The sequence below is a fragment of the Pandoraea sp. LA3 genome (assembly GCF_022696215.1).
Taxonomy (GTDB): Bacteria; Pseudomonadota; Gammaproteobacteria; order Burkholderiales; family Burkholderiaceae; genus Pandoraea; species Pandoraea capi.
This window is the reverse complement of record NZ_PTPY01000025.1, coordinates 252,065-263,404: the sequence shown is the minus strand read 5'-3', so window position 1 is coordinate 263,404 and position 11,340 is coordinate 252,065. Positions and strand designations below refer to the sequence as shown.

Genomic DNA, 11,340 nt, shown 5'->3' with positions numbered 1-11,340 from the left:
TTATAGGTCAACTCGCCTTTTTCTACTTGCTCGACCACTGACAGCTTAAAAGCCAGGCTGTAGTCTCGCTGTGTCCGCTTAATCCCTTGCTCCATTTGCCACCTCCTCGTTTCAACGAAAAAGTGTCAACCTATTTCAGGACGGGACAACAGACGTAAAAAAGCCGGTCGTAAGACCGGCTTTTTTTGCTCAACTGCCTTGCGGCAGCGAGAGCTTACTTGCTGGCAGCAGCGTCAGCAGCCGAAGCAACGGCGTCAGCAGCAGCACCAGCAGCCGAAGCGGCCGTGCCAGCAGCAGCACCAGCAGCCGAAGCAGCCGAATCAGCAGCAGCGCCAGCAGCCGAAGCGGCGTCCGAAGCAGCCGTAGCAGCCGAAGCGGCAGCGTCAGCAGCCGGAGCAGCGGCTTCTTCCTTCTTGCCGCAGGCGGTCAGGGCGATAGCCAACAACGAAGCGACGAGGAGAGACTTCTTCATGATCACGTCCTTTTATGGTAGAAGACAAGCGAATTGAATATTAGTTACGGTAATACGCTCTTGCCAGCGCAAAGCCGATTGCGAGACATTGGCAATTGAGGATTACCCTTGGTCATGCAAGCTGCTTGGCGAGAAATTATATTGGGTTTTCCCCAACGCGTCACGTCAAACTCGCGCATTTACCCCGCTTTTTTCCTTACAGCGCGCAACTTTCGCATGGCCTTCGAGTCCGCCCCGAGTTGCAGCCATCCCGAAGCGTACCAATCGTACAGAATTTCAACGATTTCTTGGTTATTTTGCTCGAAATTCGCACATTCGCTCGCATCCAGCGTACGTCGATCGGCGAGCGCGCGTAACGTTGCGCGCGCGCTGACGGGCACTTCGAGCGGTTCGCCGTTGACGTAGTATCGGTTGCGTCGATACAACAATTGCGTCTTCGCCGACAGCATCAATCCGCGTGACGACGCTTCTTGCACGAAACGACTCGTCGCGAGCGGCTTTTCCGGCGGATCGAAAAACACGTGCGACTTCGGTTCGCTCAGCCAACGGCCGAGAAAATCCTCCACTTCCTTTTGCCCCCAGCGCACGCGTTCGAGTTGCGTCACCAAGGTGTCGATCATGGCATCGGGCAGTGCGGCGGGATGTTTGACGGCGGGCTGTTTCGGGTCGGCATATCGACCGGCGAAGTGACGCGCAAACGGCAGTTCCGCTGCGTTTTCGGCGAGGTAGTACAGGAAGTTCTGGAGCATCTCCTGCTCCAGCGGCGCGCGAAATCCAATGGAGTATGTCATGCACTCGCCCTCGGCGACGCCATCGTGCGCGTAGCCCGGAGGCAGGTACAGCATGTCACCCGGTTCCAGCACCCATTCTTCTTCGGCTTCGAAGTGTTTGAGGATGCGCAGCGGCACGTCTTCGAGCCACGTGGTGTCGCGCTGCGGCCCGATGCGCCAGCGACGCTTGCCATGCGCTTGCAGCAGAAACACGTCGTAAGAATCGAGATGCGGGCCGACACCGCCGCCGTCGGTCGCGTAGCTGATCATCACATCGTCGAGACGCGCGTCGGGAATAAAGCGAAACTGCTGCATGAGCGTGTCGATCGCCGGTGCGTGAAGATTCACGCCTTGCACGAGCAGCGTCCACTGCTTGCGGGTGAGCGGCGGCAAGTCGTCGGCGTCGAACGGGCCGTGGTCGAGCTGCCAGCGCTTGCGGGCATGGCTGATCAGACGCGATTCCACATCGTCCTGTGCCGCGAGCGCGAACAGCGCTTCACGCGAGAGCGGCGCGGTGAAGTCGGGAATGGCTTGCCGGATGAGCAGCGGGCGCTTGTGCCAGTAGCGCTTCATGAACGCGTCGGCAGCAAGGCCGCCGAGGAGCGATGAAGGTGCCGTTTGAGGCGGGTTGTCGCGCTTGGGCGATGTCTTGCGAGAGGTCGTCATGCGTAATCGATGTAATCGATACAGCCACTGCCGGGGCGCTGTCATACGGCTGCGCGTATAATGCGGGCTGTTTTTCGGAGAGTTTGATGAAGATCGAAAAGAATACCGTCGTCTCGGTGACTTATAAGTTGTCGGACGCTCAGGGCAACCTGATCGAAGAAAGCGGCGCCGAGCCGATGGTTTATCTGCACGGCGGCTATGATGGCACGTTCCCCAAGATCGAGGAAGCGCTCGACGGGCAGGACGTAGGCTTTGAAACGCAACTGCAACTGGAACCGTCGGACGCCTTTGGCGACTACGATTCCGAGCTGATCAAGATCGAAGAGCGTGGCCGTTTCCCGGAACCGCTCGAAGTCGGCATGCAGTTCGAAGGCACGCCGGAAGACGGCGACGAGGAAGCCGACACGTTCATCTACACGGTGACGGACGTTGCCGAAGACAAGGTCGTGCTCGACGGCAACCACCCGCTCGCGGGTATGGCACTGCGCTTCGAACTGAAGGTGACGGACGTGCGTCAGGCCACGGAAGAGGAAATCGAGCACCAGCATGCGCACGGCGCATCGGGTCTCGAGATCGTCGACGAGGACGAAGACGACGCCCCGACGTTGCACTGATGCGTCTCACGCGGTCCGTCGGATGACGTATCGCGAAGCGTAGCAGGACTGTAGGGACCATGAACGCCAGTCAGGCGCATCGTGACATGACGATGTGCCTGACTGGCGTTTGTGTTTTGTGTTTGCGCTTTTGGCCCTCGACAGCGTGATTCGAATGCCGGTGTCGTCCGCGGCTCCACGACAGGCTCGCGCCTATTTGCCGCGTGTCGGGGCGTGCGACGCGGCGCTTGGCAGGAGTGCCGGGCCGATCGGCATCACGCCCTGATTCGGATCCGAGCTGACTGAGGGACTGTTGGTAGAGAGTCCTGATGCCGGATAGAGGGCGGAGTAAGGCGCAGCCGACATCGTAGGCGTGGCTTGTGGCGCAGACGCTGCGGTGCCCGTTGCGCCCGTCAGGACGTTCGATGTGAGGCTAGATGCGGAGGCCGCGCTCCCGGGGCGAGGGCCGTTGACTGCCGGTGCCGTCGGACTGTTTGCTGGCAGTGTCGCGCTTTCGAAGCTGAACAACTGCGACTTCCTGGGATCGACGGTTACGCGAACCCATCGGTTTGCGGCGGGCGATCCGTAGGTGCTCAACTGCGTGAACGACTTCACCAGTGCGCCATGCGCATCACGCAGCGGTTGCGTGTGATGCATCGTCTTGCCGCTGTCGATCAGCAGAATCGGTGCCTTGAAGCGCGCGGCCAGTCGCTGCAATTGCGTGCGGAAATCCTTGTAGCCGTCGACGCCGCGACGTCCGTTACGGTCCGAGAAGATGCCCTTAAGCCCGCTGCTGCGCACGGGTTCGAACTCGGGATCGGCCTGCGCGACGATGACCATGCCGATGGCGTCTTTCTGCTGGGCGTAGACGAGTGCGTGCTGCAACCACACGCGCGTGGCGATGACGCGGTCCTCGAACTCGCCGTTACGGCCGCCGGCGGATCGGTAGTTATTGTTGTTGCCCGGCAGATTGACGCCGACGAAGACCACGCCGCGATAGAACCATCGAACGTTCTCGTGATACTGGCGAAAGCGCGCCATGTCGCTTTGCCGTGTGAGATCGAACTGTGCGTAGCCGACCGGTCCCGGGCCGAGCAGGGCGTCGTCGTCGAAGGCGTGATCTCGCAGATAGTCGAGCCGCTCCACGGGGTTGTAGCTGCCGTCTGACGCCCGCTCGCAATCCGCCCAGTCGTTCGCGCCGGGCACGTAGATCATCGGTTTTGGGGAACTGGCGAGCAGACTCAGTCGCTGGGTGATGAGATCGTCGCGGCACGATTCGCCAACGTTCTTGAGATTGCCTGCGTGGACCACGAATGCCGCATCGCTGTCGCCGATGCTCGCCAGCACACTGCGCGCGACCGGAACTTCGGTGTTGTTGAACGGCGTGTTGCCGAGCACGGCGAACTCGAACGGTGGCGGCTTCGCCGGCGCCTTGGGTTGGGCTTTTGTGGCGGCCTTTGCCGTCGGCTTCGCGCTTGCCGGCGAACCGAACGCCTGCGTGGCCGCGATCGCCAGTGCAAGCGTCACGCTGCACGCGATCAGCAGACCGGTGCGAGCGCTAGCCCGGGCAGGCGCAGAGCGATGGCGATGCAGGCGACGCAAGCTTGGCATTGGCGTGACGTCAGTCGTTCGTGCGGCCGCTCAACAGGCCTCGCAGTTCGTAGAGGAGATCCAGCGCTTCACGCGGACGCAGGTCGTCCGGATCGATCTGCGCCAGGCGCGCAAGTGTCGCTTCGGCCGCCGGATCGAGTGCTGCGGTACGATCGTCGCTCCCGCTGATCGCGGAAGCTGCACCGGCATTGTCCGAATTCTCGGTCTCGTCTTCAAATGCATCGAACGCATTGAATGTATCGACGGCCGCGCGCGGGGCGAAGAGATCGAGTTGCGGTGCCGCGGGGTCGAGCGCCTGTTGTTCGAGCAAGGCGAGATGCTTGCGTGCCGCGCGAATGACCGGCATCGGCACCCCCGCGAGTTGCGCGACCTGCAAACCGTAGCTCTGGCTGGCCGGGCCATCCTGCACGGCGTGCAGAAACACGATGCCTTCGCCGTGTTCGACTGCAGACAGGTGGACGTTCGCGCATTGCGGGAATTCGTCGGGCAACTGCGTGAGTTCGAAGTAGTGCGTGGCGAACAGCGTATAGCAGCGGTTGTGGCCGAGCAGATGGCGGGCGATGGCCCATGCCAGCGCGAGGCCGTCGAACGTCGACGTGCCGCGCCCGATCTCGTCCATCAGCACGAGACTCTGATCGGTGGCCGTATGCAGGATCGCGGCCGATTCGGTCATCTCGACCATGAATGTCGAGCGCCCGCCGGCGAGGTCGTCCGAGGCGCCGATGCGTGTGAAGATCGCGTCGAGCGGTCCGAGGCGCACCGACTCGGCGGGCACGTAGCAGCCGACATAAGCGAGCAGGGCGATCAGCGCCGTCTGGCGCATGAACGTCGACTTACCGCCCATGTTCGGGCCGGTGATGAGCAGCAAGCGGCGCGGGTCGCCCAGCGAGCAGTCGTTGGCGATAAAACGCTCGACCTGCTGTTCGACGACCGGGTGGCGGCCCTGACGGATGTCGACCACACGGTCCTGCACCAGTTCGGGCTTCACCCAGCCGAGCGTTTCGGCGCGTTCGGCCAGTGAGGCCAGCACGTCGAGCTGAGCGAGCGCCTGCGCGATACGCTTGAACTCGGTAATGTGCGGCAGCAGCGATTGCAGCAGCGCGTCGTACAGCATCTTTTCACGCGCGAGCGAGCGTTCCTGGGCGGACAGCGCCTTGTCTTCGAACGTCTTCAGTTCCGGCGTGATGTAGCGCTCGGCGTTCTTCAGCGTCTGGCGGCGGCGATAGTCGTCCGGCACCTTGTCGGTCTGGCCGCGCGTGACTTCGATGTAGAAGCCGTGCACCTTGTTGAACTCGACCCGCAGATTGTTGATGCCGGTGCGGGCGCGTTCGCGCGTTTCCAGATCGACGAGGAACTGACCGCAGTTCTCGGAGATGTCGCGCAATTCGTCGAGTTCGGCGTCGTGGCCGCGCGCGATGACGCCGCCGTCGCGCACCATGGCTGCGGGTTCTTCAGCAACGGCGCCGGTGAGCAGGGCGAGGGCGTCGTCGGGAATCGCGAGATCCTCGTGCAGGATTGCCAGCAGCGGTGAGCGCGACTCGACGGCGCGCAGTGTGGTGTGCAGCTCGGGCAGACGGCGCAATGCGTCGCGCAAGCTCGACAGGTCGCGCGGACGTGCCGTCAGCAATGCCAGTCGCGCCGTAATGCGCTCCACGTCGGCCACGTGACGCAGCTCGGTGTTGAGCGCGCGCCAGGCGCCAGGGCCTTCGAGCAGTGTGGCAATCGCCAGTTGGCGCGACTGCGGGACTTCCTGATCGCGCATCGGATTGTGCAGCCAGTGACGCATCAGGCGGCTGCCCATCGTCGTGCCGCAGGTGTCGAGCAGCGAGAGAAGCGTGGGCGATTCGGTGCCGCGCAGCGTCTCGGTCAGTTCGAGGTTGCGACGCGTTGCGGCGTCGAGGCCAATATAGGCGGCTTCCCGCTCTACATTCAGACTTTGCACATGGCGCAGCGATTGGCCTTGGGTGGCCGCAGCGTACTGCAAGAGCGCACCGGCCGCGCCCAGCGCCGGATCGAGCCCGTCGCACCCGAAAGCGGTCAGGCTGGCCACGCCGAGCTGGTCGCGCAGGCGTTGTGTGCCGGCCGCCATGTCGAAGTGCCAGTCGGGCACGCGCGTGGTGGTTCCCAGCGAGAACCCTGCGAAGGCTTCGACCGTACTGTCGGGCAAGAGCGTCTCGGCCGGGCGGATGCGTTCGAGTTCGCGCGGCAGTTTGTCTGCGGCGACTTCCATCAGGCGCAACTCGCCGCTCGCGAGCGAGAGCCATGCCAGCCCCGCGACGCGTTCACTGGCGCGTCGCGCGGGCGGCATCTGGACGGCGAGAAGGTACTGGTCGACCTTGTCGCTGAGCAGTGCGGCGTCAGTCAGTGTGCCGGGCGTCACGATACGAACGACTTTGCGCTCGACGGGGCCTTTCGAGGTGGCTGGGTCACCGATCTGTTCGCAGATGGCGACGGATTCGCCAAGCTTGACCAGTTTGGCGAGGTATTGCTCCACGGCGTGATGCGGCACGCCGGCCATGCGGATCGGCTGACCGCCGGACTGACCGCGCGCGGTCAGCGTGAGGTCGAGCAGGCGCGCGGCCTTGGCGGCGTCGTCGTGGAACAGCTCGTAGAAGTCGCCCATGCGATAGAAGACGAGCATGTTCGGATGCTCGGCCTTGATGCGGGTGTACTGCTGCATCATCGGCGTCATGGCCGGAGCCGCGGCGTTCGCGGAATTCGTGGGCGCAATCGTCGATGCGGTCGATGCAGTCGATGCGTCTGGGGCGTGTGTCGCTTGGGTGCTCGTCATGAATGAATTCGGGTCGGGCGAGTCGGGTCACGATGCATGCGGCCAAATCGTCGGTCGGATGCGTCTCGCGGCGGGCGGCAATGGGGCCGGCGGCTGGCGCTGCGTCAAATCGGCGATCGGGCGGGTCGCACCATCGTGGCGCGTTGGATGCGCAATTTTACGACGGGTTCGACATCCTCCGTTACTCAATCCCTATCGATACCGCGCGGATACCACGCAGATGTCACACTTCGATGTCGGTGAGTCGGTTACACGAAGGGGCCGAGTTTTTCTCAAGTTTCCCGAAAACGTGCCGTTTTGGGTGGTAAGCTCTCGCAAAAATAAGCAAAAGCAAGACAAAAGCTACTCTCGTTCGGGCCAGTATGGTGAAGTCGTTGAAGGGACGGGTCGCAGCGGCGACCGCACTCGTCTCGATGATATTGATCGTCGGATTGGCCGTCGGGATCGAGTTCTTCGTCTATGGCGAGTTGCGAAGCGCGATGCAGGCGCAGCTCGACACGCACGTCAAACTTGCCGCCGATCAACTCGACGACAAGTTGCGCTCCAAATTTCTCGTGCTCCACCGCATGGCGGGCAACATTGGCGATCCGAACGCCATGACGAGTGCGCAGTTCGAGGCCTTCGTCAAACTCTCGGTGTCGATGCCCGAGACATTCAATACGTTGTTCGTGGCTGCGCCCGACGGGCACATGCTCTACGACTCGACGTTCCCCGACACGCCCATCAATATCGCCGATCGCGATTACTTCCGGCAGTTGCTCGCCGGCGCGCCGCAGGCGGCGTCCAGCGTGATTGCCGGCAAGATCACGCGCTCGCCGGGTGTCGTGCTCGCCGTGCCCGTGACAAACGCGCAGGGCAAGGTCATTGCCGTCGTGGGCGGCGCGATCAACTTGCTGCGGCAGAACTTCATCGTCGATCTGGCGAGCAATCGTGTCGGCGAGACCGGGCGTTACTGCCTCATCTCGAACGAAAATCCGCCGAGGTACGTGATTCAGGTCGACGTTGCGAAGATTCTGACGGCCGTCGGGCCATCGCAGACGTTGTGTGGCGTGCGCGACGGCAATTCGAACGACATCGTGCATATGCTGCCGCTGGTGGCCCGCGCGCCGATGGCGACGACGGGGTGGTTCGTCGTGGCGGTGCTGCCGGGCGCGGAGGCGTTCAGCCCGATCTCGCGCGTGCGACGTCAGGTGTTCCTGCTGGCGATTGTCGCTATCGGGATCGCCGCGCTGGTGATGTGGTGGGTGGCGCGTCGTCTGCTGCGTCCGCTCGACACGCTGCGCGACCTCGTGGAGCGCAGCGCAGGCGACATGCGCGCCGTGCAGTCACTGCCCGTGCAACGGGCAGACGAGATCGGCGCGCTCGCAAATACCTTCCGCTCCATGATGCAGCAACTGAGCGACCGGACCGAGGCGCTGGAGATCTCGCGCGAGGCGGCGCGCGCGAACGTGCGGCGCATGCAGGAGGTCGCGGATCGGGTGCCGTATCTCGTGGCGTTCCTCGATGGCGGCGAGCGATTCGCCTTCGTGAACCGGGCGTGCGAGGTGCGGTTGCGGCGTCCGCGCGAACGCATTCTGGGTGCCACGGCGCGCGAGTTGCTCGGACCGTCGCTGTATCGCGAATTCGCGCCGCATCTGGCGCGTGCGCTCGCGGGCGAAGCGGCGACGTTCGTGTGGGACTTCGGTGAAGATGCGTTGTATCGATGCTTCGAAGTGAGCTATCAGCCGGAGTGGGCTTCGCATAACGTGCTGGCCGGGGTGCACGTGTTCGTGCGCGATATTTCGGTGGAGCGCTCGAACGAGCGGCGCTGGCGGCGTGAGTCGCATACGGATCACCTCACGGGATTGCTCAACCGCAAAGGCTTCGATCAGGCGTTGTCGGGCGCGGTGCGCCGGGCGCGCGAGGGGGCGGGCGCGCAAGCACTGCTGTTCGTCGATCTGGATCGATTCAAGGTCGTCAACGATACCTGGGGGCATGCGCTGGGCGACGAACTCCTGCGGCGTCTGGCCAAGCGTCTGATCGCGAATGTGCGTGAAGGCGATGTGATTGCCCGCTTCGGTGGCGACGAGTTTGCCGTGATCATGCGCGACGTCCAGGATTTGCTCGACGTCGAGCGCGCGGCGATGGCGATTCTCGATGCGGCGTCGCGACCGATGATGCTCTCGGTGGGCGAGGTCTCGGTCGGCGCATGTGTTGGCGTGGCCATCGTGCCGAGCGGCGAGGACAGGACGTCCGACATGCTGTTCGAAGCCGCCGATCGCGCCCTGTACGACGCCAAGCATGGCGGACGCGGGCGCTTCGTTCTCAGCCAGGAAAACGCGACCGGCACTTCCGGCCGCATTCGGTAAGCGCCATCGGAAGGTAAGCGGGCACTCACCGGGGCGGCATGGCGTCGCGGTGACGTGTTCCCATCCGACTGGGCCGGCAACCGGCGTCGCCTCTCGCGCGTTAGCCGCAGGCAATCGAAAGTGCGGTGGCGATCATCTTCCCTGAAGTTACGAACACAAATTGTCTGACGCACAATGAGCGACGCCCGTCGTTGGCGATGCACAGGCTGTCCGATATCGCCGATGGTTCGGGTGGTGGGAAGTCTTCTCAGAGGAGGCGGGCATGAAACTTGAAGGCGGACGAGGCCGTGCGGGCACGCGGGCGGCTTCCGACGCAGGGTGGTGCGACGGGGCGCGCCGTGATTTGCCGCGAGCATCGCATCGGCGGCCGCAAACGCGGTCGAGAACCGATGTACGTGACGACGAGGCGCGACATCTCAGCCTGTCGGTGCGTGAAAATGAAGTGTTTCATATGCTGGTCGACGGTCTGGCCGTCAATGAGGTCGCCCATGCGTTGCATCTGAACGGACGCACGGTCGAGTCTCACGTCGCGCACATTCTGCACAAGCTCGCGCTGGGCGATAGCGCGGAACTGATCGGCTACGCCGTGCGGCACGGGCTGATCGACGAAGAGGGCGAGGGCGTCGCCTAGGGGATGCAGGCGCAGGACAAGCCCTCAGATTGCTAGTCAACCCGGCGCGTCGCGAACGTTCCCCGATGAGCGTTGCGGCGCGCCAGTCACATCTCCCGTTGCGGCGCCGTCGTGCTGTCGTCTTGCGGCTTCCCCGAGGGGGTTCCCTGTTCGCGTCGTTGTGCTGTCGTGCTGTTGCGCGTTGTCGCGCGCTGCGTTCGCGTTGCGCGAAAGTGTCGGTCTGACGGCGTCCCGAAAATACGGAATGTTCTCGTCGAGGCGCGCGACCCGCATTGACAGCCGACGCGATTGCGCAGTCGGTGATAAGGTACCGGCTCGACATTATTTATACGGATGGTGCGCGCTCGCACGCCGCCATCGCATTCCATGACGATGAGCGGCGCCGCACCCACGCGGCGCCGCTCCGAGAACCGAGGACAGACACGATGAAGGCCATCGAGATCACCCAGTACGGCGCCCCCGAAGTGCTCAAGCTCACCGAGCGACCGCGCCCCGAACTCAAGCCGGGCGAAGTGCTCATCAAGGTGAGTGCGGCAGGGGTGAATCGTCCGGACGTGCTCCAGCGCATCGGACAGTATCCGGTGCCGCCCGGCGCGTCGGATCTGCCGGGGCTGGAAGTCGCGGGCGAGATCGTGGACGGTGCGCTTGATGGCGCCGACAACCGCTGGGGCCTGAAGGTCGGCTCGCGGGTGTGTGCGCTGGTGCAGGGCGGCGGTTACGCGGAGTATTGCGCCGCGCCGCTCGCGCAAGTGCTGCCGGTGCCGGAGGGGCTGTCGGATGTCGAGGCGGCGTCGTTGCCCGAAACGTTCTTCACCGTGTGGAGCAATGTGTTCGATCGTGCACGTCTTGGCGAAACGGAAGCGGGTGAGAAGGAAACGCTGCTGGTACAGGGCGGCACGAGCGGTATCGGCGTGACGGCCATCCAGTTGGCGGTGGCGCTCGGTCATCGTGTGTTCGCGACGGCCGGGTCCGACGATAAGGCGCGCGCCTGCGAAACGCTGGGTGCTGAGCGTGGTATCAACTACAAGACCGAGGATTTCGTCGCCGTGACGAAGGAACTCACCAAGGATCGCGGCGTAGACGTCGTGCTCGACATGGTGGGCGGCGACTATCTGCCGCGCGAAGTGCAGGCGCTGGCCTTCGACGGTCGCATCGCGATCATCGCGCTGCTCGGCGGCAGCAAAGCGACGTTGGATATGGGCGCGTTGCTGCGCCGCCGTCTGACGGTGACGGGCTCGACGCTGCGCCCGCGCTCGGTGGCGTTCAAGGCGGCGATCGCCCAGAACCTGCACGACAAGGTGTGGCCGTTGTTCGCGGCGGGCAAGATTCGTCCGGTGATTTATCAGACGTTTCCGGCCGAACAGGCAGACAAGGCCCACGCATTGATGGAAACAAGCACGCACGTCGGCAAGATCGTGCTGACCTGGTAAGCACGTTTGTTGTGATTTGTCGGGAGAA

At 63.6% G+C, this 11,340-nt stretch carries 8 protein-coding genes; 4 read left to right on the top strand and 4 right to left on the bottom strand.

Annotation, left to right across the window (positions count from 1 at the left end; genetic code table 11):
• Positions 1–214 precede the first annotated feature (214 nt).
• Positions 215–472, bottom strand: coding sequence for a hypothetical protein (locus C5N93_RS07430; protein ID WP_242558785.1), 258 nt, complete (start codon positions 470–472; stop codon positions 215–217).
• A 179-nt stretch (positions 473–651) separates the two neighbouring features.
• Positions 652–1,908, bottom strand: a complete 1,257-nt coding sequence (locus C5N93_RS07425) for a cupin domain-containing protein (protein ID WP_242558784.1) — start codon at positions 1,906–1,908, stop codon at positions 652–654.
• A gap of 86 nt (positions 1,909–1,994) precedes the next feature.
• Between C5N93_RS07425 and C5N93_RS07420 the strand changes: the two genes are divergently transcribed.
• The gene (locus C5N93_RS07420) at positions 1,995–2,522 is read left to right on the top strand and encodes a peptidylprolyl isomerase (protein WP_242558783.1); all 528 of its coding nucleotides are present in this window, start codon (positions 1,995–1,997) and stop codon (positions 2,520–2,522) included.
• A gap of 192 nt (positions 2,523–2,714) precedes the next feature.
• Here the strand turns inward: C5N93_RS07420 and C5N93_RS07415 are convergent, their stop codons facing one another.
• Both C5N93_RS07415 and mutS read right to left on the bottom strand, forming a co-directional pair.
• Positions 2,715–4,112 carry a hypothetical protein gene (locus C5N93_RS07415; RefSeq protein ID WP_242558782.1) on the bottom strand — a complete coding sequence of 466 codons (1,398 nt, stop codon included), beginning with the start codon at positions 4,110–4,112 and terminating at the stop codon, positions 2,715–2,717.
• A gap of 10 nt (positions 4,113–4,122) precedes the next feature.
• Positions 4,123–6,804, bottom strand: coding sequence for a DNA mismatch repair protein MutS (mutS, locus tag C5N93_RS07410; RefSeq protein WP_242558798.1), 2,682 nt, complete (start codon positions 6,802–6,804; stop codon positions 4,123–4,125).
• A gap of 461 nt (positions 6,805–7,265) precedes the next feature.
• On the opposite strand from mutS, the gene C5N93_RS07405 reads away from it, so the two are divergent.
• From C5N93_RS07405 to C5N93_RS07395, 3 genes are all read left to right on the top strand, one after another.
• A complete protein-coding gene (locus tag C5N93_RS07405; protein WP_242558781.1) occupies positions 7,266–9,251 on the top strand; it encodes a diguanylate cyclase in 1,986 nt (661 codons plus the stop codon).
• 262 nt (positions 9,252–9,513) lie between these two features.
• Complete coding sequence (locus C5N93_RS28305) at positions 9,514–9,882, top strand: LuxR C-terminal-related transcriptional regulator (RefSeq protein ID WP_083253765.1); 369 nt, start codon at positions 9,514–9,516, stop codon at positions 9,880–9,882.
• 425 nt (positions 9,883–10,307) lie between these two features.
• Positions 10,308–11,312, top strand: coding sequence for an NAD(P)H-quinone oxidoreductase (locus tag C5N93_RS07395; RefSeq protein ID WP_150721500.1), 1,005 nt, complete (start codon positions 10,308–10,310; stop codon positions 11,310–11,312).
• Positions 11,313–11,340: the final 28 nt, after the last annotated feature.

Bases quoted from the DNA above. Each gene is read 5' to 3' on its own strand.
- C5N93_RS07430 (WP_242558785.1), bottom strand. From the start codon at position 472: ATGAAGAAGTCTCTCCTCGTCGCTTCGTTGTTGGCTATCGCCCTGACC.
- C5N93_RS07425 (WP_242558784.1), bottom strand. From the start codon at position 1,908: ATGACGACCTCTCGCAAGACATCGCCCAAGCGCGACAACCCGCCTCAA.
- C5N93_RS07420 (WP_242558783.1), top strand. From the start codon at position 1,995: ATGAAGATCGAAAAGAATACCGTCGTCTCGGTGACTTATAAGTTGTCG.
- C5N93_RS07415 (WP_242558782.1), bottom strand. From the start codon at position 4,112: ATGCCAAGCTTGCGTCGCCTGCATCGCCATCGCTCTGCGCCTGCCCGG.
- mutS (WP_242558798.1), bottom strand. From the start codon at position 6,804: ATGACGCCGATGATGCAGCAGTACACCCGCATCAAGGCCGAGCATCCG.
- C5N93_RS07405 (WP_242558781.1), top strand. From the start codon at position 7,266: ATGGTGAAGTCGTTGAAGGGACGGGTCGCAGCGGCGACCGCACTCGTC.
- C5N93_RS28305 (WP_083253765.1), top strand. From the start codon at position 9,514: ATGAAACTTGAAGGCGGACGAGGCCGTGCGGGCACGCGGGCGGCTTCC.
- C5N93_RS07395 (WP_150721500.1), top strand. From the start codon at position 10,308: ATGAAGGCCATCGAGATCACCCAGTACGGCGCCCCCGAAGTGCTCAAG.